Here is a 22594-nt window from a genome sequence, read left to right as displayed (position 1 = left end):
CTAAAAATCCTCGCAACCAATGTGCCACCGCAGACCTCTAAGGAAATCATCGGGATATCGAGGCCTTCCAGGCGTTGATTGGCCATTGGCTAGCATGCAAAGGACAGGTTCCTTCACAATGGACCATGCAACTTGCCCGATTTTTCCCACACTAAATGAAGATCTTTCCTAAAGGAGCGCAGCACATGGAGTCAGCCCAGGACAACCAAGGCCGCATTCTGCTGGTGGATGACGAGTCCGCGATCCTGCGCACCTTCCGCTACTGCCTGGAGGACGAGGGCTATAGCGTGGCGACGGCCAACAGCGCTGCTCAGGCCGAAGCCCTGCTGCAGCGCCAGGTATTCGACCTGTGCTTCCTCGATTTGCGCCTGGGCGAGGACAACGGCCTCGATGTGCTGGCGCAGATGCGTATCCAGGCCCCATGGATGCGGGTGGTGATCGTCACCGCACACTCGGCGATCGATACGGCGGTAGACGCGATCCAGGCAGGCGCCGCCGATTACCTGGTCAAACCGTGCAGCCCCGACCAGCTGCGCCTGGCTACCTCCAAGCAGTTGGAAGTGCGCCAGCTTTCCGCGCGCCTGGAGGCCCTGGAAGGTGAAGTACGCAAACCCAAGGACGGCCTCGACTCGCACAGCCCGGCCATGATGGCGGTACTGGAAACCGCCCGCCAGGTCGCTACCACCGACGCCAACATCCTCATCCTTGGCGAGTCGGGCACAGGTAAAGGTGAGCTGGCCCGGGCCATCCACGGCTGGAGCAAGCGCGCGCGCAAATCCTGCGTGACCATCAACTGCCCGTCACTGAACGCCGAGCTGATGGAAAGCGAGTTGTTCGGCCACACCCGCGGCGCCTTCACCGGCGCCAGCGAAAGCACCCTGGGGCGAGTCAACCAGGCTGATGGGGGCACGCTGTTCCTCGACGAGATCGGCGATTTCCCACTGACCTTGCAGCCCAAACTGCTGCGCTTCATCCAGGACAAGGAATACGAGCGCGTCGGCGACCCGGTCACCCGTCGCGCCGATGTGCGGATTCTCGCCGCCACCAACCTCAACCTCGAAGAGATGGTGCGTGAAAGCCGCTTCCGCGAAGACCTGCTGTATCGCCTGAACGTCATCACCCTGCACCTGCCGCCCCTGCGCGAGCGCAGTGAAGACATCCTGACCTTGGCCGACCGCTTTCTCGCCCGCTTCGTCAAGGAATACTCCCGGCCTGCCCGCGGCTTCAGTGACGAAGCCCGTACGGCCCTGCTCAACTACCGCTGGCCCGGCAACATTCGCGAATTACGCAACGTGGTGGAGCGGGCCAGCATCATCTGCCCGCAGGAACGCGTGGAAATCAGCCACTTGGGCATGGGCGAGCAGCCCGCAGGCAATGCCCCGCGGGTTGGCGCCGCGCTGAGCCTGGATGAGCTGGAACGCGCCCACATCGGTGCGGTGCTGGCCGCAAGCGACACCCTGGACCAAGCCGCCAAGACCCTGGGGATCGATGCCTCCACCCTGTACCGCAAGCGCAAGCAGTACAACCTATGAGGTGGCCGCCCATGAAGCTGCGCACGCGGCTTTTCCTCAGCATTTCGGCGCTGGTCACCGTGGCCCTGCTCGGGCTGCTGCTGGGCTTGGTCAGCGTGCTGCAGATGGCCACGGTGCAACAGCGACTGGTGCGCGATACCACCCACGCCCTGGAAATCGGGCTGAAGTTGCGCCAGAACCTTGGCGAACAGTTGACCCTGATGCTCGATGACGAGACCGCCCCGGAAAACCTGCGGCTATTGCAGGACAACTTCCAGACCCTGCTCAACCAAGGGCTGGACCAAGGTGGCGAGCGCACCGGTTTCAGCAAGGCCAGCAGCAATTACCAGGCTTTTCTCCAGGCCTACCGCGACAGCCCGGCGCCTTCGCGAAGCATGGGGGTTGAACAACCACTGGGGGCCGCGTTCAACCAGGTCCGCACCGACCTGATCGATTCCCACAAGCAGGCCTTGGAGCACATCACCCGCAGCGAGGAGCACACCCGCGATCACGCCTTGCTGGTCAGCGGCGTACTTGGCCTGATGGGCTTGGTGGTGCTGGTACTGGGCTTCATCACCGCGCACAACATTGCCCGGCGCTTCGGCCAGCCGATCGAAGCCTTGGCCATAGCGGCCGACCAACTCGGCAAGGGTAATTTCGACGTAACCCTGCCGGTCACCCAAGCCACCGAACTTAACCAGCTGACCCGCCGCTTCGGCCTGATGGCCGATGCCTTGCGCAAGCACCAGGCCACCAACGTCGATGAACTGCTGGCCGGCCAGCAACGCTTGCAGGCGGTACTGGACAGCATTGACGATGGCCTGCTGATCATCGACCGCCAAGGCCGGCTGGAGCACCTCAACCCGGTGGCGCAGCGCCAGCTGGGCTGGACCGATAGCCGCGTGGGCAGCAGCCTGGCCGAAGCCCTGCAGCGCCCGGAGCTGGAACAGCAGCTACGCCAGGTACTGCGCGGCGGCAACCTCGACCGCCAGCCGGACGACCTGAACATGGAGGTCGATGACGAAACGCGCCTGCTCGCCTACAGCCTGACTCCGGTCAGCCACCCGCAAGGGCCGATCCTGGGCGCGGTGATGGTGCTGCACGATGTAACCGAGCAGCGAGCCTTCGAACGCGTGCGCAGCGAATTCGTGCTGCGTGCTTCCCACGAGCTGCGCACCCCGGTGACCGGCATGCACATGGCCTTCGGCCTGTTGCGCGAGCGGCTCAAGTTTCCGCCCGAGGCGCGCGAACATGACCTGCTGGAAACCATCGGCGAGGAAATGCAGCGCCTGACCCAGTTGATCAACGATCTGCTCAACTTCAGCCGCTACCAGAGCGGGATGCAGAAGCTCGAGCTGGCTCCCTGCGCCATCGACGAATTGCTGGAGCGTGCACAACAGCGCTTTGCCGAGCCGGCGGTAAACAAGCAGATCGAGCTGATCACGGAGCTGGAGCCGCCGCTGCCGCGTATCCAGGCCGACGTCTCCCAACTCGACCGGGTGCTGGACAACCTGTTGCACAACGCCATCCGCCATACCGCCAGCGGCGGGCGTATCCGCCTGCATGCACGACGGCATGCGGAGCGGGTGATCATCAGCGTCGAGGACAACGGAGAGGGCATTGCCTATGGGCAACAGGGGCGCATCTTCGAGCCCTTCGTGCAGGTAGGGCGCAAGAAAGGCGGCGCGGGGCTGGGACTGGCGTTGTGCAAAGAGATCGTGCAACTGCATGGCGGGCGCATGGGCGTGTTTTCCCGACCGGGGCAGGGGACCCAGTTCTACATGGCACTGCCGGTCTGAATGTTGCCTGTCCTGGCCCCATCGCCGGCAAGCCAGCTCCCACAGGGATCGCACCGCACCTGAGGCCATTGCAATACCTGTGGGAGCTGGCTTGCCGGCGATGAGGCCGGTACAGGATCACTCAATGCTCAACCCGCCGCGGCAGCCGTCCGCGGGTCACCAGCTCAGCAAACTGCCGGGCATTCAGTGGCCGGGCAAACAGCCAGCCCTGGCCATAATTGACCCCTTCGCTGTTCAGCAGCACCGCCTGGTCTTCACACTCGATGCCTTCGGCAATCACCCGCAGGTGCAGGTCGTGGGCCATGCGGATGATATGCGGGGCAACACCGCTGCTGGCGGCGTCATGCCCAAGGGCATCGATAAAGGCCTTGTCGATCTTCAGGCAGTCCACCGGCAGGGTCTGCAGGTAGGCCAGGCTGCAATAACCCGTACCAAAATCGTCGATCAGCACCTGATGCCCTACTGCACGCAACGCCTGCAGATTGTCGCGCGCCACCACCACATCGATCAGGCCGCGCTCGGTCACTTCGAAGGCAATCTGGCTGGCCGCCACCCGGTGCATTGCCAGCAAGCGCGCAGCTACCCGGCCAATACGCGGCACCATCACATCGCAAGCTGCCAGGTTCACCGAAATGTACAAGTTGGGGTGCGAGCGCAGCAGTTGCCCTAACTGTTCCAGCACACGCTGCAGGACAAAGTCGGTGATCTGGCGAATCTGCCCGGTGTTTTCCGCCAGCGGGATGAACAGGTCCGGGCTGGTCAGGGTGCCGTCCGGGCGACGCCAGCGCACCAGGGCCTCGGCTCCGACACAGCGCCGGCTGTCGAGCTCGAAAATCGGCTGGTAGAGCACCTGCAGTTCGCCGCGGCGCAAGGCATTCTGCAATTCCGAGCTCATCGACCGCCGCTGCAGGATCAGTTGCAGCACCAGCCAGCCAATGCAGCAGGCCGCCAGCACACTGCCGGGGAACAGGAGCCAGAGCATGCCATTCATCCTCAACGGCAGGCTCGCCCGCGGGGCAATCAGCACCAGCTGGTAGTCCGGTGACTTGGTCGGCATACGGTAGATCAGGCGGTCGCTGAGCTCGAGCAGCGACTTGTGGCTGGTCGACCAGGCCGAGGGTGGCGGCCATACCTGTGGTGGGCCCAGCACAGGGATGGCCCGGGTACCGTTGTCCAGCACCACCACAAGGCTGCCGCCAGGGGGCAGGTCGACCACATCGGTCAGGTGGCCACGAGAGGTGGATACCACGAACTTGCCCCGCCCCAGCATCAACGCGGCCAGGTTTTCGTTCGGCTCGGTCGTTGTGTTCAGCCAGTAGCTGTAGGTCGGCCCCTGGATGTCGGGGACCCGCAAGGGTTCGAACGCCCGCTCATCACCGCGGTTCGAACAGGCGATATCCCCATCCACGTATGCCGCTTCATAAATGAAGCGTGAACTCAGGCCTACCTGCTGCAATGCCGTCAGCATCGCCGGGCTGCAGCCGCGCAAGGGCTGCGCCTGCAGCAGGTCGACCCCTTCGCGCAACTGGCCGAACACCTGCTCGAGGCGCTCGAGAAAGCGCTCGCCCTGGGCATTCATCTGTGCGCTCTCGCTTTGCTTCATCTGTTGCAGGGCAATGCCGATGCTGGCAGAGAGCAACAGTGCCGCGCTGGCCAGTGCTGCCAATGTGGCCAGCATCCAGGGACGGTAAAAAATTTGGCGCATCAAGGCGACGAAGGCTGACATCGAGGGCATCCAGTTGATAACTAAGGTATAGCAACTGAATCAGGAATCACCTCGCCGTTTGGCGTTTCGCTACAATCGCCGAGGGCCTGTTGTAGGAGCGGCCTTGTGTCGCGATAGGGCCGCAAAGCGGCCCTGGCAGTTTGTGCTGGAACCAAGATCTTGGGGCTGCTGTGCAGCCCGTTGCGACACAAGACCGCTCCTACACAAAGCCCGTCCCACCTTGGCAGCTCAACGCATCCGGTTGAGCACCTGCAGCATCGCGGCCGTCTGCGCATCCGGCATGCCATCGAAGCGCTGCGGGCGGAAACGCATCTGGAACGCGGCGATCACATGGCGGGTGGCAACATCCAGTACCCCGGTCTGCTCGATCGCATAGCCAAACCGCGCCAGCTCCTGCTGATACCAGCCAACGCTCGGCGGGTTGACGCTGAAATAGGCTTGCTGCCGTGCCACGGCATTTGCATCCGGCCAGACACCCAATCCGGCGTCGGCCAGGCGCTTCCACGGGAACAGCGGCCCTGGGTCAAGCTTGCGCAGCGGCGCGATATCGCTGTGGCCAATGATGTGCCGTGGCTCGATGTTGTTGCGTTTGACGATGTCCTTGAGCAGTGCGATCAGCGACTGGACCTGCGCTTCGCTGTAAGGGTGCCAGACCCGGCCATTCGGCGTGTCGGTGAAGCCCGGGTTGACGATTTCGATACCAATGGACGAGGAGTTCAGCCAGGTCCGACCCTGCCACTGGCTATCACCGGCATGCCAGGCGCGGCGGTTTTCATCCACCAGCTGATACACCGTCGCCGGGCCGTCGCCAATCAGGTAGTGGCTGCTGACTTCGCCATGGGTCAGCAACGCCAGGGAACGCTCCAGCGAAGCATTGGTGTAATGCAAGACCACGAACTGGATGCGGTTGTCCTGGTTGACCGAAGGGTGGCTACGGTCGATGCGCAGGCCTGTCGAGCAACCGGTGACAGACAACAGCAGGAAGGAAATCAGGGTTTTTTTAAGCGTGGAAAGCACGTCAGTAGCCTCAGCGTATGAGCGCTACAGTATAACGTGCTCCCCAAGGGCCGTGCTTGCCGCGAGTCAGCGGCTGCCGGCTATGCCTGCTCGACGCGGTTGCGCCCCGACTCCTTGGCCCGGTACAGCGCCGCATCAGCGCGCTTGAGCACCTGGTCGCCGCGCTCGCCGGAACGGAATGCACCCAGGCCGATGGACGTGGTGATCACCACCCGTTCGCCCTTGAAGTGGAACGGGCACGCCTCGACCGTGGCCCGTAGCACCTCGGCTATCTGGGCAGCGGCGGCCGGCGAGGTCTGCGGCAGCAACAGCACAAACTCCTCGCCGCCGAAGCGGGCGATGAAGTCACCGCTGCGCAGGCGCTTGCGCAACTGGTCGGCGACAATCTTCAGTACCTTGTCCCCGGCCAGGTGCCCATAGCTGTCGTTGATACGCTTGAAATGGTCCAGGTCGAGGATCGCCATCGCCAGATGGCCGCCGTGTGCCTGCCATTCGAGCATTTCGCGCTCGACCCGCTCGCTCCAGGCCGCACGGTTGGGCAAGCCGGTGAGGGGGTCGAGCAAGGCCTTCTGGCGCTGCTCTTCAAGGTGCTCGCGGTAGCCGAGCGCCTCCTGCTCCATGTTCGCCACCCGCTCCGACAGCCCTTGCAGGCGCCCAGCCAACTCCTGCTCGCGGCGATCACGCTCATGCTTGTGCTCGTCCATGGTCACCAACAGGCCTTCCAGGCGGTTTTCCAGGATGTGCTTGAGGCTGTCGACGTCGGCGGCACCTTGCACACTGCTCTGCAGCCCGTCGACGTGCTCACGCAGCTGGGTATCCAGCTCTCGGGCGGCCGAGCTGTTGTCGGCGTGACCGGCGCTGGCCTCGTGCAGGTGGCTCTGGAAACCTTCCAGGCGTTCGTTGAGCTGCTGCAGGTAGGTTTCGAATTCGTGCTGGCCGCTGTCGGTGATCGCCAGCATGAGCACAGCCAGGTCATCCAGCACCGGGATCAACTCATACCAATTCAAACCGCGGGCGACCCGTTCACGCATCTCGAGCGCCTGGGCCTTGTGTCGCTCCGGCAGGCTGAGGTCATCGAGCAGGCCGATCAGGGTGTGCTCGATGTGCTCGGCAACCTGGCTGTAGGGCGGCTCCACCGCGTAGGGCAGGGCATAGGGGCCGTCTTCGCCGAAGGTTTCTTCGAGTGTTTGCGCCGGTCCTGCTTCAGCCGGAGGCTCGCTGGCGACAGCTTCCGGTGCCGGCACATCGTCCGGTAGCGGCTGCGGCAGCGGGGCTGGTGACAGTTCGGCCGTTTCGATCAGCGCCGGGCCAGGTGCCTCCAGCGCGGGCTCTGGCCCTACGGGCGCCTCGACAACAGATGCTGATGAGGCTGGCAGCGGCTGCAGCGCGTCCACGTCGTCGGGCTGCGGAGCACCGACGTTGGCCGGTGCCGCCAAGGGCTGCGCCTCGGCAACCGGCAGCGTCAGCGGCACAAGCGCTGGCTCGCCTTGCGCGTCATCCTCGCGGCTGCCGAACAAGCGCTGCAAGAAGCCGGGGCGGGCGTCCTCCGCCGACTTGCCCAGGGCTGACAGCGCGCGGCCCTGCAAGCCGCTCAACTCGCCCAGCAACGGTGGCAGGTCGCGTGACTGGGCCACGCCACCGTCGAGCTTCTTCGCCAGCTTTTTCAACGGCCGCGACACATCGTTCGGCAATGGCAGGCCTTGCAGTTGGTCGACCAGCGCGGTCAGCGCATCGCTGACCTGATTCATGCGAGCTTCCCGGCGCTGTTCGGAGTCCAGCACCGCCTTCTCAAGACGCGGAATCAGCCCGGCAAGGCCAGCGTCCATGTTGTCGCTGCGGATAACCTCGCGCATTTCCTTCATGCACTGGTCCACCACCTTGTCACTGCCTTCGGCAGCCAGGGTGCTGCGTACCAGGCCGCGACGCAGCAGGTCGAGACGGGCGTCCCAACGGCGCTCGAGCTTTTCCTGCTGCTCGATGCTTTTCAGGTATTTTTCTTTCCAGCGCTCAGCGTCTTCAGTCATGCCCAGGTCCGCAAACGGTGATGGCAATTAGCTCAGGACCGGCAGCGTATCCACAGTCAATGCATCAGGCAATCGAATCTCGACAGCAACGGGAAGGTGGTCGGAAATTGGCTGCGCCAGCACCTCGACACGCTCCAGCGTGAGGCTTGGGCTGAGCAGAATGTGGTCCAGGCAACGCTGTGGACGCCAGCTGGGGAAGGTGGCCTCGACTTGTGGGGCAATCAGGCCCAGGTCGCGCAACGGCGAGTGCTCCAGCAGGTCGGTGGCATGGGTATTCATGTCGCCCATCAGCACCTGGTGGCGGTAACCGCCAATCAGCTCGCGGATGTAACCCAGTTGCAGGGCGCGGGTCTTGGCGCCGAGGGCCAGGTGCATCATCACCACGATCAGCGCATCTTCGCCCTCGCCAAAGCGCACCAGAATCGCACCACGCCCAGCCGGGCCGGGCAATGGGTGATCCTCGAGCAGTTGTGGCTTCAGGCGGCTGAGCACGCCATTGCTGTGCTGGGCAAAACGCCCAAGGTTGCGGTTGAGTTGCTGGTACCAGTAGGGGAAGGCACCCAGGTGGGCAAGGTGCTCGACCTGGTTGACATAGCCCGAGCGCAGGCTGCCGCCATCGGCCTCCTGCAAGGCCACCAGGTCAAAGTCGCCCAGCAGTTGGCCAATCTTCTGCAGGTTGCCTGCACGCCCGTTGTGCGGCAGCAAGTGCTGCCAGCTGCGGGTCACGTAATGCCGGTAGCGCTCGGTGCTGATGCCCACCTGGATGTTGAAACTGAGCAGCCGCAGACGACCATCCTCGGGCAGGCCAGGGGCCTGCAGGTGATGCTCGTTGACCTGCGGCTGGTGCAGGCCAATGCCACGCGCGGTTCTGAAGCGGCGCATGGGTTACGCCGCTTACTTAGCGGCGCGCTCCTTGGCGATCAGCTGGTCGGCAACGTTCAGTACGCCTTCCGGCCCGCCGGCAGTACCCAGGTCGAAGCGGTACTTGCCGTTGACCACCATGCTCGGTACGCCGGTGATCTCGTATTTCTTCGCCAGTTCCTTGGCCTGGTTGACCTGGCCCTTGATGGCGAACGAATTGAAGGTGGCGAGGAACTTGTCCTTGTCCACGCCCTGGGTGGCGAGGAAGTCGGCCATGTCCTGCGGGTCGGTCAGGCGCTTGCGCTGGTTCTGGATGGCATCGAACACCGCGGCGTGTACCTTCTGCTCGACGCCCATGGCTTCGAGGGTCAGGAACATCTGGCCATGGGCGTCCCATGCGCCACCGAACATGGCTGGTACGCGCTTGAAGTTGACGTCCTTGGGAAGTTTTTCAACCCACGGGTTGATGGTCGGCTCGAAGTGATAGCAGTGTGGGCAGCCGTACCAGAACAGCTCGACCACTTCGATCTTGCCAGGCACGGAAACCGGAACAGGGTTGCTCAGCTCGAGGTATTCCTTGCCGGCGACAGGCTCGGCGGCCTGGACGGCAGTCATACCGAATACGCTGGCAGCGACCAGCGCGGCGCTGAGAATCAGTTTACGCATGCTTTACTCCTGGGCAGTCATTGGTCGCCACGACGCGACCTGCACTGAGACAGGCCGGGAAGGGGCCGAGTTCTGTAGTGTAACGGCTGCGGACGGAAAAAAGGGCGGTCCGGCCGCCCTTTCATCATTGGCCTACAACATTAACTGAAGGTTAATGCGCCGCCTGTGATGGCCCTATCGCCGGCAAGCCGGCTCCCACCTCGAGCGCATCGACCTCAAGCCATGCAGCATCTGTGGGAGCTGGCTTGCCGGCGATAGGGCCATCACAAGCGGCCGAAGGGCCTCAGTGCAGGCCCTGGATGTAGCTGGCCAGCGCCTCGATGTCGTGGTTGCTCAGCTTGCCGGCGATGGTGCGCATGGTCATGGCATCGCCATCGTTGGTGCGGTTGCCTTCGCGGAAGTCGGTGAGCTGCTTGGTCACGTACTGTGCATGCTGCCCGCCCAGGTGCGGGAAGCCGGCCAGGGCGATACCCGCGCCGTTCGGCGAGTGGCAGCCGGTGCAGGCAGGCATGCCTTTTTCCAGGTCGCCGCCGTTGAACAGCGCCCGGCCACGTTCGACCAGCTTGGGATCGGCCGCGCCCACGCTGCCTTTCTGGCTGGAGAAGTAGGCGGCGATATCGGCCAGGTCCTGGTCGTTGAATGCGGCCAGCATGCCGGTCATCTCCAGTACGGTACGCTTGCCCGACTTGATATCGTGCAATTGTTTTTCGAGATAGCGCTGGCCTTGGCCGGCCAGTTTCGGGAAGTTCGGTGCCAGGCTGTTGCCGTCGGGGTTGTGGCAGGCGCCACAGACGGCCGTCTTGGCCTGGCCGGCGGCGGCATCGCCTTTGACGGGTTGCGCAGCAGTGGCCGCACCTGCGACACCCAAGGTCAACAGCAGACTCACGACTAGTTTGTTCATCAGCTAATCCAACACGGCTAAGGGTGAAATGTTATGTATCGGGACTGCCACTCATCCAAAGGATGACCAAACGGTAGTCCTCGGCACTGCAGTCCATGCACAATCCACGCGGCGGCATAGCCTTGAAACCCTGGGTCACGTGCTTCACCAGTACATCCATGCCTTGCGCCAGCCTTGGCTCCCATGCTGCCCGGTCACCCTGCCTGGGTGCCTGTGGCAACTGCCCGGTGTGACAGGCCGCACACGTGCGGTTGTACAACACCTCGGGATCCTGTGTAGCCTGTGCGCTGAAAAACGGCAGGAACATACCGACAGCAAGCAGCCATTTCGCCATGCGGAACGACCTTCAGGGTTGGGGGCCGCGCTGCGTTCTGTTGCGCGAGCTATTGTTCGACACCCCATGCCCGTTCTCCTTCGCCGGGAGAATGAGCACACAAAAACTGGGGCATTATATACTTCCGCCATCCAAACGGAAACGACACCGCTTGCCAGGCTCGGGCCTATAGAGTCAGGCAACACCCACATCGGATATCCCATGCAAGTCAAGAACCCCATCCTCGGCCTCTGCCAGAAAGCCAAATTCGCCCTCAGCGCTGCCAAGGTCGAACAATGCCCGGACGACCAGGGTTACGAGGTGGCTTTCGCCGGCCGCTCCAACGCCGGCAAATCCAGCGCCCTCAACACCCTGACTCATGCCAGCCTGGCGCGCACCTCGAAAACCCCCGGGCGCACCCAGCTGTTGAATTTCTTCAGTCTGGACGATGAACGGCGTTTGGTCGACCTGCCAGGCTACGGTTATGCAAAAGTCCCGATTCCGCTCAAGCAGCACTGGCAGAAACACCTGGAAGCCTACCTGGGCAGCCGGGAGTGCCTGCGTGGCGTGATCCTGATGATGGACGTGCGCCACCCGATGACCGACTTCGACAAGATGATGCTCGACTGGGCCAAGGCCAGCAGCATGCCGATGCACATCCTGCTGACCAAGGCCGACAAGCTGACCCACGGCGCGGGCAAGAACACTCTGCTCAAGGTGCAGTCGGAAATCCGCAAGGGTTGGGGCGACGGCGTGACCATCCAGCTGTTCTCGGCGCCCAAGCGCCTGGGCGTGGAAGAGGCCTACCGGGTGCTGGCGGACTGGATGGAGCTGGAAGACAAGCCAGCTGCTTGAGGGCCCTATCGCCGGCAAGCCAGCTCCCACAGGTACAGCACAGGCCTTGAGGGCAGTGATACCCCTGTGGGAGCTGGCTTGCCGGCGATGAGGCCAACACGGCCGAGGCAAATTCCGGGCAAAAAAAACCCCGGACTTCGTATGGGGAGGGGGAAGTTCGGGGTCCAAGTCCGGACCGCTAGGGCGGGGTCCAGATATCTGCCAACACTTAACACAACATAGGAGCATCGAAAGGCTTCACCAGCCATTCAGTTACTCTGAGTTCCGCTTCACCGGTTTAGTTCCAAAGCCCTGAAAACTATTTGCGATAGTTTCATGAAGCCTCAGCACCACTGGCACTGAGCGGTGCCAGGATCCGCATCCCTACATCACGGATCCTACACAGCTTTCCCCGCCCGATCAGTGAGCTTCGTCCCAATTCGCACCAATTCCTGCCTCGACCAGCAGCGGTACATCCAGCTGCGCGGCCTTGCTCATGTGCTGGCGAATTTCATCTTTCACCTGCTCCACCAGGTCCTCGCGCACTTCCAGCACCAGTTCGTCGTGTACCTGCAGGATCACCCGGGCGTCCAGCCCGCTCTCGCTCAGCCAGTTATCCACATTGACCATGGCCCGCTTGATGATATCGGCCGCAGTGCCCTGCATCGGGGCGTTGATCGCCGTGCGCTCGGCGCCTTTGCGCAGGGCCGGGTTCTTGGCATTGATATCCGGCAGGTACAGGCGGCGACCGAACAGGGTTTCGACAAAGCCTTGCTCCGCCGCCTGGGCGCGGGTGCGCTCCATGTAGGCCAGCACGCCCGGGTAGCGGGCGAAGTAGCGGTCGATGTAATCCTGCGACTGCTTGCGGTCTACGCCGATCTGCTTGGCCAGGCCAAAGGCGCTCATGCCGTAGATCAGGCCGAAGTTGATGGCCTTGGCACTGCGGCGCTGGTCGGTGGTGACGTCTTCCAGGGCTATGCCGAATACTTCCGCCGCCGTGGCGCGGTGCACGTCCAGGTTGTTGCGGAACGCATGCAGCAAGCCTTCGTCCTTGGCCAGGTGGGCCATGATGCGCAATTCGATCTGCGAGTAGTCCGCCGCCAGCAGCTTGTAGCCCGGGCTGGCGACGAAGGCCTGACGGATGCGCCGGCCTTCGGCAGTGCGGATCGGGATGTTCTGCAGGTTCGGGTCGCTGGACGACAGCCGGCCGGTGGCCGCTACCGCCTGCTGGTAGGAGGTGTGGATACGCCCGGTGCGCGGGTTGATCTGCCCCGGCAGCTTGTCGGTGTAGGTGCTCTTGAGCTTGCTCAGGCTGCGGTACTGCATCAGTACCTCCGGCAGCGGGTAGCCTTGCTCGGCCAGTTCGTCGAGCACCGCTTCTGCCGTGGATGGCTGGCCCTTGGTGGTCTTGCTCAGCACCGGCATGCCCAGCTTGTCGTAGAGGATCGCGCCCAGCTGCTTGGGCGAGCCGAGGTTGAACTCCTCACCGGCCAGCTCATAAGCCCGCTGCTCCAGCTCGGCCATCTTCACCCCCAGCTCACCGCTCTGCACCTGCAGCAGCGCGGCATCGACCAGCGCCCCCTGGCGCTCGATCTTGGCCAGCACCGGCACCAGCGGCATCTCGATGTCCATCAGCACCGGCTGCACGCTCGGCGTCTGCGCCAGACGCGCCTGCAGCGCCTGGTGCAGGCGCAGGGTGATGTCGGCGTCTTCGGCAGCGTAGGGGCCGGCCTTGTCCAGGTGGATCTGGTTGAAGGTCAGCTGCTTGGCGCCCTTGCCGGCGATGTCCTCGAAGGCGATGGTGGTGTGGTCGAGGTACTTCAGCGCCAGGCTGTCCATGTCGTGACGGGTGGCGGTGGAGTTCAGCACGTACGACTCGAGCATGGTGTCGTAGGCAACGCCGCGCATTTCGATGGCGGGCGAGCCATTGGCGAGGATGTTGATGTCGTACTTGGCGTTCTGCCCGACCTTGGCCTTGGCCGGGTCTTCCAGCAGCGGCTTCAGCGCCAGCAGCACGGCGGCGCGGTCCAGCTGGACCGGCGCGCCTTCATAGTCGTGGGCCAGCGGCACATAGGCCGCTTCATGCGGCTCGACGGCGAACGACAGGCCGACAAGCTGCGCCTGCTGTGCGTCCAGGCCTGTGGTCTCGGTGTCGAAGGCGAACAGTGGCGCCTGACGCAGCTTCTCCAGCCAGAAGTCGAAACGTTCCTGGTCGAGAATGGTTTCGTACCTGGGCTCGGTCTTGGCCACCGGCTCCGCGATCGGCGCGATGTCGTCACCGGCCTTGGCAGCGTCACGCTGCACCTCGGCGACCCAGCTCTTGAATTCCATCTCGGTGTACAGCGCCAGCAACGCGTCGCGATCAGGTTCGCCGCACACCAGGGCATCTACTTCGATATCCAGCGGCACGTCGACCTTGATGGTAGCCAGCTCATAAGACAGGAACGCCGCGTCGCGGTGCTCTTCCAGCTTGGCCGGCAGGGTCTTGGCGCCGCGAATGGCCAGCGTCGGGACCTTGTCCAGGTTGGCGTACAGGTCGCTGAGGCCGCCGCCGATACCGGTCAGCAGGCCCACCGCGGTTTTTTCGCCCACGCCCGGCACACCGGGGATGTTGTCGACCTTGTCGCCCATCAGCGCCAGGAAGTCGATGATATGTTCCGGGCCGACGCCAAATTTCTCGTGCACGCCAGCCACGTCCAGCACGCTTCCGGTCATGGTGTTGACCAAGGTAATGTGCCCGTCCACCAGCTGCGCCATGTCCTTGTCACCGGTCGAGATGATCACCGGGCGGCCCAGCGCGGCGCTGCTGCGCGCCAGGGTGCCGATCACGTCGTCGGCCTCGACCCCCTCGACACACAGCAGCGGGTAGCCCAGCGCCTTGACGCTGGCGTGCAGCGGCTCGATCTGTACCCGCAGGTCGTCCGGCATGCTTGGGCGGTTGGCCTTGTATTCGGCGAACATGGCATCGCGGAAGGTGCCACCCTTGGCGTCGAACACCACCGCGAACAGGCTGTCGGGGTATTGCTTGCGCAGGCTCTTGAGCATGTTCAGCACCCCCTTCACCGCGCCGGTCGGCATGCCTTTGGAGGTAGTCAACGGCGGCAGCGCGTGGAAGGCGCGGTACAGGTAGGAGGAACCGTCCACCAGGACGAGGGGCGCTTGGCTCATGAGCAGAATCAACCTTTTCGACGGGTCCGGCGCTAGAATAGCCAGAATCATTGACGACAAAGGGACAAGGTTATCATGCGTACACTCAATCGCCTGTTACTGCTCGGTCTGTTGGCCACCATGCCTGTCGTCACCCTGGCGGCGGAAGACGCCCCCTCGGCCGATCCCGAGGTGACCATTCGCACGGAAGGCGACAAAACCATCCAGGAGTACCGGCAGAACGGGTTCCTGTATGCGATCAAGATCACGCCGAAAAACGGCAAGCCTTATTTCCTGGTACGCGCCGATGGCTCTGATGGCAATTTCATTCGTTCCGACCAGCCGGACATGCTGATTCCGTCCTGGAAGATCTTCGAGTGGTAATCTGACGCGCACCGTTCACATCAACCCGGCACTTCCCGGCGGAAGTGCCCGTATGGGCAAATTTTCATCATGTCAGTCTTCACCCCCGTGACCCGGCCTGAGCTGGAAACCTTTCTGGCGCCGTACGCGCTGGGTCGTCTGCTCGATTTCCAGGGCATCGCCGCCGGCACCGAGAACAGCAATTTCTTCGTCAGCCTCGAACAGGGGGAGTTCGTCCTGACGCTGATCGAGCGCGGGCCCAGCGAGGACATGCCGTTCTTCATCGAGCTGCTGGACACTTTGCACGCAGCCGACATGCCGGTGCCCTATGCCATACGCGACCGCGACGGCAATGGCCTGCGCGAGCTGTGCGGCAAGCCGGCGCTGCTGCAGCCACGGCTGTCGGGCAAGCACATCAAGGCACCGAACGCCCAGCACTGCGCCCAGGTCGGCGAACTGCTGGCGCACATTCACCTGGCTACCCGCGAACACATCATCGAGCGCCGCACCGACCGCGGCCTGGACTGGATGCTGGCCTCGGGTGCCGAGCTGCTGCCGCGCCTTACCGCCGAGCAAGCCGCGCTGCTGCAGCCGGCGCTGGATGAAATCAGCGCGCACAAGGCACAGATCCTGGCCCTGCCACGGGCCAACCTGCATGCCGACCTGTTCCGCGACAACGTGATGTTCGAAGGCACCCACCTGACCGGTGTGATCGACTTCTACAATGCCTGTTCCGGGCCGATGCTGTATGACATCGCCATCACCGTGAACGACTGGTGCCTGGATGAACACGGTGCGATCGATGTGCCACGCGCCCAGGCATTGCTGGCGGCCTATGCGGCGCTGCGGCCGTTCACCGCCGCCGAAGCCGAGCTGTGGCCGGAAATGTTGCGGGTAGGCTGCGTGCGCTTCTGGCTGTCGCGCCTGATTGCAGCGGAATCGTTTGCCGGGATGGATGTGATGATCCACGACCCGAGCGAGTTCGAAGTGCGTTTGGCGCAGCGCCAGCAGGTGGCTTTGCACCTGCCGTTTGCCCTCTAGTCCAGCTTCTGCTTCTTCGCGGGCATGCCCGCTCCCACGGGGATAACACAAACCTCAAGGTTGTCGTTGTACCTGTGGGAGCGGGCGTGCCCGCGAAGAGGCCAGTCCAGGCTTACAACTGCTCCAGGCACCCAACCAGGTCGCCACCCAGCTTCTCCAGCAAGCGCTCATAGCCCTTGCCATCCACCGGGTCGGTACCGCCCAGGGCATCCAGCTCGGCCAGGCGCACCGGCAGCCCGGCGGTCAAGGTCTCGGCCAGCCGCGGCCGCAGCGGCGGTTCGCTGAACACACAGGTCTTGCCCACTTCCTGCAAGCGCTTGCGCATGGCTGCCACGTGCTGCGCACCCGGCTGCACCTCGGATGCCACGCTGAATACCCCGGTGTGCTTCAGGCCATACTCGGCCTCGAAGTAGTCGAACGCTTCGTGGAACACGAAGTAAGGCTTGCCGGCAATCCCGGCCACCCGCGCCTTGATCCGCCCATCCAGTGCGTTCAGGCGTTCGTCGAAGGCCTTGAGGTTGCTCTGGTAGCGCACCGCATTGGTCGGATCGATCTGCGCCAGGTCAGCCGCCATTTTCGCTGCAATCACCCGCGCGTTGACCGACGATAGCCACAGGTGCGCGTCCAGGCTGCCCGGGCGGTGATCATGATCATGGTCGTCGTGGTCTTCTTCCTCGTGGGAATGGCTGTCCTCGCCAAAATGCCGCAGTTTCATGCCCGGTAACGCCTGCACGGCCACCGTGGCCTTGCTGCGATTGCCCAGCACCCGCGGCAGGAAGCCCTCCATGTCCGGGCCGATCCAGTACAGCAGGTCGGCATCGCCCACCCGCCGTACGTCGGACGGGCGCAGCGCGTAGTGGTGCGGCGAAGCACCCGGCGGCAGCAATACCTCGGGGTTGCCAACACCATCCTGCACGGCGGCGGCAATCTGCTGCAGGGGTTTGATACTGGTCAGCACGCGCACATCGGCCTGGGCGGAAAATGCGATGAAAGCGACAAAAAGGACTAGGAATCGGGACACGGTGAATACTCGAGTCGTCAGAAACAGGTAACATAATAACGTCTCCATCCAGAACCGTCGCTGCCCATGTCCATCACGCCGCTGGCCAACCGTCCTCACGATCATTCCCATTGCGTACACAGCGCACTGGCTGAAGCCGACGCCTTGTGCACCCGCCAGGGCCTGCGCCTGACCGCGCTGCGCCGTCGAGTGCTGGAACTGGTGTGGCAAAGCCACAAGCCGCTGGGCGCCTACGATATCCTCGCCGTGCTCAGTGAGCAGGACGGCCGCCGCGCCGCGCCCCCCACGGTGTACCGTGCGCTGGACTTCCTGCTGGAAAACGGCCTGGTGCACCGCATCGCCTCGCTCAACGCCTTCATCGGCTGCAGCCACCCGGAACACCTGCACCAGGGGCAGTTCCTGATCTGCCGGGCCTGCCATGTGGCCATCGAGCTGGAACAGGACAGTATCAGCGACGCCATCATCAGCAGCGCCAAGGGCGTGGGCTTCACGGTCGAGACCCAGACGGTGGAAGTGGTCGGCCTGTGCAGCAATTGCCGGAGCGCGGCATGAGCAATGCACTGATCCGCCTGGAGCAGGTCGGCGTCACCTTCGGTGGCGAGGCGGTGCTCGACAGCATCGACCTGTCGGTCGCACCTGGCCAGATCGTCACCCTGATCGGCCCGAACGGCGCGGGCAAGACCACCCTGGTGCGCGCCGTGCTCGGCCTGCTCAAGCCGCACCGCGGCAAGGTATGGCGCAAGCCGAAACTGCGCATTGGCTACATGCCGCAAAAGATCCAGGTCGATGCCACGCTGCCGCTGTCGGTGTTGCGCTTCCTGCGCCTGGTGCCCGGTGTAGACCGCGCGGCAGCCTTGTCGGCGTTGCAGGAAGTGGGTGCCGAGCAGGTCATCGACAGCCCGATCCAGACCATTTCCGGCGGCGAGATGCAGCGCGTGCTGCTGGCCCGCGCCCTGCTGCGCGAACCCCAGCTACTGGTGCTCGACGAGCCGGTGCAGGGCGTAGACGTGGTCGGCCAGACCGAGCTGTACAACCTCATTACCCGCCTGCGCGACCGCCACGGCTGCGGCGTGCTGATGGTTTCCCACGACTTGCACCTGGTGATGAGCGCCACCGACCAGGTGGTGTGCCTGAACCGCCACGTGTGCTGCTCGGGCCACCCCGAGCAGGTAAGCGGCGACCCGGCATTCGTCGAGCTGTTCGGCCAGACCGCCGCACCCAGCCTGGCCATCTACCACCACCATCACGACCACAGCCACGACCTGCATGGCTCGGTGGTCGCCCCTGGCACCCATGTTCACGGAGCGCACTGCAAGCATGGCTGATTTTCTTCTCTACGCCCTGCTTGCCGGTTTGTCCCTGGCGCTGGTGGCCGGCCCACTGGGCTCCTTCGTGGTGTGGCGGCGCATGGCCTATTTTGGCGACACCCTGTCCCACGCCGCCCTGCTCGGCGTGGCCCTTGGCTTTGCCCTGGACGTCAGCCCGGCGCTGGCGGTAACCGTGGGCTGCCTGTTGCTGGCGATCTTGCTGGTGACCTTGCAGCAACGCCAACCGCTGGCCTCCGATACCCTGCTCGGCATACTCGCCCCCAGCACATTGTCGCTGGGCCTGGTGGTGCTGAGCTTCATGCATGATGTACGCATCGACCTGATGGCCTACCTGTTCGGCGACCTGCTGGCCATCAGCACCACCGACCTGGCCTGGATCCTCGGCGGCAGCGCGCTGGTGTTGCTGCTGCTCGCTGCGCTGTGGCGGCCGTTGCTGGCAGTCACCGTGCACGAAGAGCTGGCCATGGTCGAAGGCCTGCCGGTGGCCGGGCTGCGCATGGCGCTGATGCTGCTGATCGCGGTGGTGATTGCCGTGGCCATGAAGATCGTCGGCGTGCTGCTGATCACCTCGCTGCTGATCATTCCTGCCGCTGCGGCGCAACGTCACGCCCGTTCTCCCGAGCAGATGGCCTTGGGCGCCAGCCTGCTGGGCGTGACCGCGGTATGCGGTGGCCTGGCCATGTCCTGGTTCAAGGACACCCCCGCCGGCCCGTCGATCGTGGTCTGCGCGGCGGTGCTATTCTTGCTGAGCCTGGCCCTGCCAAAACGCTGAAAAACAGGGCGCGTGAAGGCGCGCCCTGCAACCTTTTCGCACGTAAAGGGTCTGTAAGACTTGTTTTCGAGCGTGCGCACCTGGGTGTAGACTTGCTCGCTTTTTGCGCAAATAGAGAGTCGCAGGAATGAAGCCGTTCGCCTCCCGTTATCTGCTTGTTGCCGCGTTTTCCCTGTTCCTGGCTGCGTGTTCCAGCGCGCCGGTCGAACAGGCCACCGCACCTGCCCAAGCCGATGCCTGGCAGCAGTTGCAACAGAACATCGCCAGCAACGAGCTGGCCACCGCCGAAGACCAGCTGGCAGCCCTGCAGGCCCAGGCGCCGGATGACGCGCGCCTGGAGCAATACCAGCGCCAGCTTGCCGAAGCCTACCTGCAACGCAGCCAGATCTTCCTGCAGAAGGGTGATGTGAACGCTGCCGCCACCGCCCTGGCCCGTGCCCGCGCGCTGATGCCGCAAGCCCCGGCGGTGACTGGTGGCGACGCCGTGACCCAGGCGCGCAAGGCCGAACTGGAGAAGGCTGAAGCGGCGCTGAAAGCGGCCGAGGCCAAGCCCAAGGCGCGCATCATCGACCCGGCTGCACCGAGCACCGTCGTGGCCTTGAAGACCACCGACAGCCGCGCCATGCGTCGCCAGCTGGATGACATTGCCGCCGATGTGGTGAGCTACCAGTGCGATGTGGTGTTCCAGGTGCCGCGCACCGAGGATGCGCCTTGGCTGAAGACCTTGCTGGAGAAGCGCGTGCGCAAGATCGACAGCGGGTTCGAGCTGAAGCAGAAGCACGAGATTCAGCGGTCGCTGCCGGCGCAGGTAGTTCTGGTTCCGCATCAGCAATAAGCCTCCCGGGCCCTATCGCCGGCAAGCCAGCTCCCACCTCGACCGCACCAATTTCAAGCCTGGTGCAGTACCTGTGGGAGCTGGCTTGCCGGCGATGGGCTGCAAAGCAGCCCCTTAGGCAGGCACAGCCTCCGCAGCCGCCTCCCGCTCCCACACCCGATGCCCTTCTACCGCTTTGACGAAGGCATCCACGGTCTTCTGCTCATCCCCCAGCAGCAACCCCTTGTCTTCTTTCAGCCCCAAGCTGCCCAAAAGCTCTTTGGTCAACACCATCGCCTTCAGGTGCTTGTAGCCCTCCAGCAGGAAATGCTTGGCCAACCCGCTGGTCGCCAGCGCATCGGTCGAAGCCTTGCCATCCGGCACGACAATTCCGTCGAACATGATCGATGGCATCCCCTCCATGGAAGCATCCACCGGCAGTTGCTTGCCGTCCGCAGCCTTCACCGGTGCTGAGGTCGGCCCCAGGAGCAATGGCCGGGCACTGTGTGCTTCGAGGGCCTTGACCAACTTGTCCACGCTGGCAGCGTCTACGCCATCTGCTACCAGCACGGCAATCTTGCGCCCCTTGATGCCAACCGAACCCGGGTGGTTCATCTGGCTCAGGGCAGGCGACTGCGCAAGCTGGCTTCCCTTCACTTGAACAGTGCCCGCGCTCGGAGCAGGCAAACCGAGGTTGGCAGCAACCGCAGCCGCCAGCTTCAGGTCGATGTTGGCGAGAATCTCATTCACTTCCCGAGCACGGATCGTCTCCCGCTCCACCTTGCCCAGTTCAAAGCTGTAAGCCTTGATGATGTGCTGCTGCTCGGTCGGGCTCATGCTCTGGAAGAACAACCGCGCCTGCGAGAAATGGTCGCCGAACGAATCGCTGCGCTGGCGGATCTTGTGTGCATCGATACGCTCCTGGTAGCTCTCGAAGCCGCCATCCTGCGCGGCTGGTGGCGTTTCCTTCGGCCAGCCACCGTCGATGGAATTGGGCTCGTAGGATGCGCGACCTTTGTGAACCACATGCTGATGCAAGGCGTCACGCTGGTTGTTGTGGTTAGGAGCGACGGGGCGGTTGACGGGGATCTGGTGGAAGTTGGGCCCGCCCAGGCGGCTAAGCTGCGTGTCGGTGTAGGAGAACAGCCGCCCCTGCAGCAAGGGGTCGTTGGTAAAGTCGATACCAGGCACGATATGACCTGGGCAGAACGCCACCTGTTCCACTTCAGCAAAGAAGTTGTCCGGGTTGCGATTCAGGATCATCTTGCCCAAAGGTGTGACCGGCACCAGTTCTTCCGGGATTATCTTGGTCGGGTCCAGCAGGTCGAAATCAAATTTGTGCTCGTCAGCTTCCGGCACAATCTGCACACCCAATTCCCATTCAGGGTAATCGCCCGTCTCGATAGCCTCCCACAAGTCGCGACGCTGGAAATCAGCGTCCTTGCCTGCCAGCTTCTGCGCTTCGTCCCATAGCAAGGAGTGCACACCCTGGCGCGGCTTCCAGTGGAATTTGACGAAACTGGCTACGCCCTGGGCGTTGATCAGGCGGAAGGTATGCACCCCGAAACCTTCCATCATCCGCAAGCTGCGCGGGATAGCTCGGTCCGACATCGCCCACATGACCATATGGGCCGACTCCGGTACCAGCGAGACGAAATCCCAAAAGGTGTCATGGGCCGAAGCGCCGGTCGGGATCTCGTTGTGCGGCTCTGGCTTTACGGCGTGGACGAAATCCGGGAATTTGATCGCATCCTGGATGAAAAACACCGGCATGTTGTTGCCCACCAGGTCGAAGTTGCCTTCATCGGTGTAGAACTTGACCGCAAAGCCCCTCACGTCACGCACGGTGTCGGCTGAGCCACGCGGGCCCTGTACCGTGGAAAATCGCACGAACACGGGCGTGATTTTCTCCGGGTCCTGCAGGAAGCCCGCCTTGGTCAGCTCTGCGTGGTTGCCATAGCTCTGGAAATAGCCATGCGCCCCCGTCCCTCGCGCATGCACGATGCGCTCAGGGATGCGTTCGTGGTCAAAGTGCGTGATCTTCTCGCGCATGATGAAATCTTCGAGAAGCGAGGGGCCTCGATCTCCGGCCTTCAGCGTGTTCTGGTTGTCAGCGATGCGCACCCCCTGGTTGGTGCGCAGCGCATGACCCGTCGCATCGCTACGGTCAGCCTCCAGGCTCTGTAACTTGGGGTTGGTGTTGGCCCGGTCCGGGGTCTGGGTGCCAGCGGCTTCGCTGTGCTTCGGCGCGTCCGTGTTCTTGCTGGGCATGGTCGGCTCTCCTCGTCAGTCTTCAGGCGTACCCGTTTCGGGCTTGTGCAAGTAGTGACCGGGAGGCTTTGCCGAGCGTTCAATCAGGATTACCGGTTGTCGCGATATGCCCGAAGGATTGGTGCATTACGAAATAAATGCTAAGAACAGCTATGGGAAAAGGCTAAAATGCGCGACCCCAGCCA

At 63.4% G+C, this 22594-nt stretch carries 18 protein-coding genes and 1 pseudogene; 9 read left to right on the top strand and 10 right to left on the bottom strand.

The window, feature by feature from the left end:
- Nucleotides 1-185 precede the first annotated feature (185 nt).
- Nucleotides 186-1532 carry a sigma-54-dependent response regulator transcription factor AlgB gene (algB, locus tag CAG44_RS03090; RefSeq protein ID WP_025337231.1) on the top strand — a complete coding sequence of 449 codons (1347 nt, stop codon included), beginning with the start codon at nt 186-188 and terminating at the stop codon, nt 1530-1532.
- Nucleotides 1529-3310, top strand: coding sequence for a KinB sensor domain-containing domain (locus CAG44_RS03085; RefSeq protein ID WP_085588947.1), 1782 nt, complete (start codon nt 1529-1531; stop codon nt 3308-3310). The genes algB and CAG44_RS03085 overlap by 4 nt, the downstream gene beginning before the upstream one ends.
- Before the next feature lie 121 nt (nt 3311-3431).
- Here CAG44_RS03085 and CAG44_RS03080 read toward each other — a convergent pair whose 3' ends face one another.
- From CAG44_RS03080 to CAG44_RS03050, 7 genes and pseudogenes are all read right to left on the bottom strand, one after another.
- Nucleotides 3432-5036: an EAL domain-containing protein gene (locus CAG44_RS03080; RefSeq protein WP_085691564.1), complete on the bottom strand. Its 1605-nt coding sequence runs from the start codon at nt 5034-5036 to the stop codon at nt 3432-3434.
- Nucleotides 5037-5264: 228 nt separating this feature from the next.
- A complete protein-coding gene (locus tag CAG44_RS03075) occupies nt 5265-6053 on the bottom strand; it encodes an N-acetylmuramoyl-L-alanine amidase (RefSeq protein ID WP_085691563.1) in 789 nt (262 codons plus the stop codon).
- Between the two features lie 80 nt (nt 6054-6133).
- A complete protein-coding gene (locus CAG44_RS03070; protein WP_085691562.1) occupies nt 6134-8077 on the bottom strand; it encodes a GGDEF domain-containing protein in 1944 nt (647 codons plus the stop codon).
- Between the two features lie 27 nt (nt 8078-8104).
- Nucleotides 8105-8937: pseudogene (locus CAG44_RS03065) on the bottom strand (endonuclease/exonuclease/phosphatase family protein).
- 34 nt (nt 8938-8971) lie between these two features.
- Complete coding sequence (gene dsbA, locus CAG44_RS03060; protein ID WP_085691561.1) at nt 8972-9604, bottom strand: thiol:disulfide interchange protein DsbA; 633 nt, start codon at nt 9602-9604, stop codon at nt 8972-8974.
- 283 nt (nt 9605-9887) lie between these two features.
- Entirely contained in the window at nt 9888-10505 is a 618-nt protein-coding gene (locus CAG44_RS03055; RefSeq protein ID WP_085691560.1) for a cytochrome c, read from the bottom strand.
- A gap of 31 nt (nt 10506-10536) precedes the next feature.
- Entirely contained in the window at nt 10537-10839 is a 303-nt protein-coding gene (locus CAG44_RS03050) for a cytochrome c5 family protein (protein WP_015268479.1), read from the bottom strand.
- A gap of 201 nt (nt 10840-11040) precedes the next feature.
- Here CAG44_RS03050 and yihA point away from each other — a divergent pair, with 201 nt between their 5' ends.
- Nucleotides 11041-11673, top strand: a complete 633-nt coding sequence (yihA, locus tag CAG44_RS03045; RefSeq protein ID WP_085588940.1) for a ribosome biogenesis GTP-binding protein YihA/YsxC — start codon at nt 11041-11043, stop codon at nt 11671-11673.
- A gap of 399 nt (nt 11674-12072) precedes the next feature.
- Here the strand turns inward: yihA and polA are convergent, their stop codons facing one another.
- Nucleotides 12073-14820, bottom strand: coding sequence for a DNA polymerase I (gene polA / locus CAG44_RS03040; RefSeq protein WP_085691559.1), 2748 nt, complete (start codon nt 14818-14820; stop codon nt 12073-12075).
- A 75-nt stretch (nt 14821-14895) separates the two neighbouring features.
- Between polA and CAG44_RS03035 the strand changes: the two genes are divergently transcribed.
- Nucleotides 14896-15183 (top strand): DUF2782 domain-containing protein, encoded by a 288-nt coding sequence (locus tag CAG44_RS03035; protein ID WP_015268476.1) that lies wholly within the window; start codon nt 14896-14898, stop codon nt 15181-15183.
- A 69-nt stretch (nt 15184-15252) separates the two neighbouring features.
- Nucleotides 15253-16203: a homoserine kinase gene (locus CAG44_RS03030; protein WP_024087954.1), complete on the top strand. Its 951-nt coding sequence runs from the start codon at nt 15253-15255 to the stop codon at nt 16201-16203.
- Nucleotides 16204-16315: 112 nt separating this feature from the next.
- On the opposite strand, the gene CAG44_RS03025 is transcribed toward CAG44_RS03030, so the two are convergent.
- The gene (locus CAG44_RS03025; protein ID WP_085691558.1) at nt 16316-17272 is read right to left on the bottom strand and encodes a zinc ABC transporter substrate-binding protein; all 957 of its coding nucleotides are present in this window, start codon (nt 17270-17272) and stop codon (nt 16316-16318) included.
- A gap of 18 nt (nt 17273-17290) precedes the next feature.
- Between CAG44_RS03025 and zur the strand changes: the two genes are divergently transcribed.
- The 4 genes from zur (at nt 17291) to CAG44_RS03005 (ending at nt 20159) form a co-directional block, all read left to right on the top strand.
- Complete coding sequence (zur, locus tag CAG44_RS03020) at nt 17291-17776, top strand: zinc uptake transcriptional repressor Zur (protein WP_025337220.1); 486 nt, start codon at nt 17291-17293, stop codon at nt 17774-17776.
- The gene (gene znuC, locus CAG44_RS03015; protein ID WP_085691557.1) at nt 17773-18549 is read left to right on the top strand and encodes a zinc ABC transporter ATP-binding protein ZnuC; all 777 of its coding nucleotides are present in this window, start codon (nt 17773-17775) and stop codon (nt 18547-18549) included. Before zur ends, znuC begins: the two co-directional genes overlap by 4 nt.
- Nucleotides 18542-19324, top strand: a complete 783-nt coding sequence (gene znuB, locus CAG44_RS03010; RefSeq protein ID WP_003253007.1) for a zinc ABC transporter permease subunit ZnuB — start codon at nt 18542-18544, stop codon at nt 19322-19324. The genes znuC and znuB overlap by 8 nt, the downstream gene beginning before the upstream one ends.
- A gap of 127 nt (nt 19325-19451) precedes the next feature.
- Nucleotides 19452-20159, top strand: a complete 708-nt coding sequence (locus CAG44_RS03005; protein WP_046615275.1) for a PA5502 family lipoprotein — start codon at nt 19452-19454, stop codon at nt 20157-20159.
- A 114-nt stretch (nt 20160-20273) separates the two neighbouring features.
- Here CAG44_RS03005 and katE read toward each other — a convergent pair whose 3' ends face one another.
- Nucleotides 20274-22409, bottom strand: a complete 2136-nt coding sequence (gene katE / locus CAG44_RS03000; RefSeq protein WP_085691556.1) for a catalase HPII — start codon at nt 22407-22409, stop codon at nt 20274-20276.
- Between the last annotated feature and the right edge of the window lie 185 nt (nt 22410-22594).

Origin of the sequence: Pseudomonas sp. B13(2017), assembly GCF_002113245.1 — a bacterium.
Classification (GTDB): Bacteria; Pseudomonadota; Gammaproteobacteria; order Pseudomonadales; family Pseudomonadaceae; genus Aquipseudomonas; species Aquipseudomonas putida_Z.
The sequence above is the reverse complement of the archived record's forward strand: the minus strand, read 5'-3'. Positions and strand labels throughout refer to the sequence as shown.

Bases quoted from the DNA above. Each gene is read 5' to 3' on its own strand.
- algB (WP_025337231.1), top strand. From the start codon at position 186: ATGGAGTCAGCCCAGGACAACCAAGGCCGCATTCTGCTGGTGGATGAC.
- CAG44_RS03085 (WP_085588947.1), top strand. From the start codon at position 1,529: ATGAGGTGGCCGCCCATGAAGCTGCGCACGCGGCTTTTCCTCAGCATT.
- CAG44_RS03080 (WP_085691564.1), bottom strand. From the start codon at position 5,036: ATGTCAGCCTTCGTCGCCTTGATGCGCCAAATTTTTTACCGTCCCTGG.
- CAG44_RS03070 (WP_085691562.1), bottom strand. From the start codon at position 8,077: ATGACTGAAGACGCTGAGCGCTGGAAAGAAAAATACCTGAAAAGCATC.
- dsbA (WP_085691561.1), bottom strand. From the start codon at position 9,604: ATGCGTAAACTGATTCTCAGCGCCGCGCTGGTCGCTGCCAGCGTATTC.
- CAG44_RS03055 (WP_085691560.1), bottom strand. From the start codon at position 10,505: ATGAACAAACTAGTCGTGAGTCTGCTGTTGACCTTGGGTGTCGCAGGT.
- CAG44_RS03050 (WP_015268479.1), bottom strand. From the start codon at position 10,839: ATGGCGAAATGGCTGCTTGCTGTCGGTATGTTCCTGCCGTTTTTCAGC.
- yihA (WP_085588940.1), top strand. From the start codon at position 11,041: ATGCAAGTCAAGAACCCCATCCTCGGCCTCTGCCAGAAAGCCAAATTC.
- polA (WP_085691559.1), bottom strand. From the start codon at position 14,820: ATGAGCCAAGCGCCCCTCGTCCTGGTGGACGGTTCCTCCTACCTGTAC.
- CAG44_RS03035 (WP_015268476.1), top strand. From the start codon at position 14,896: ATGCGTACACTCAATCGCCTGTTACTGCTCGGTCTGTTGGCCACCATG.
- CAG44_RS03030 (WP_024087954.1), top strand. From the start codon at position 15,253: ATGTCAGTCTTCACCCCCGTGACCCGGCCTGAGCTGGAAACCTTTCTG.
- CAG44_RS03025 (WP_085691558.1), bottom strand. From the start codon at position 17,272: ATGGAGACGTTATTATGTTACCTGTTTCTGACGACTCGAGTATTCACC.
- zur (WP_025337220.1), top strand. From the start codon at position 17,291: ATGTCCATCACGCCGCTGGCCAACCGTCCTCACGATCATTCCCATTGC.
- znuC (WP_085691557.1), top strand. From the start codon at position 17,773: ATGAGCAATGCACTGATCCGCCTGGAGCAGGTCGGCGTCACCTTCGGT.
- znuB (WP_003253007.1), top strand. From the start codon at position 18,542: ATGGCTGATTTTCTTCTCTACGCCCTGCTTGCCGGTTTGTCCCTGGCG.
- CAG44_RS03005 (WP_046615275.1), top strand. From the start codon at position 19,452: ATGAAGCCGTTCGCCTCCCGTTATCTGCTTGTTGCCGCGTTTTCCCTG.
- katE (WP_085691556.1), bottom strand. From the start codon at position 22,409: ATGCCCAGCAAGAACACGGACGCGCCGAAGCACAGCGAAGCCGCTGGC.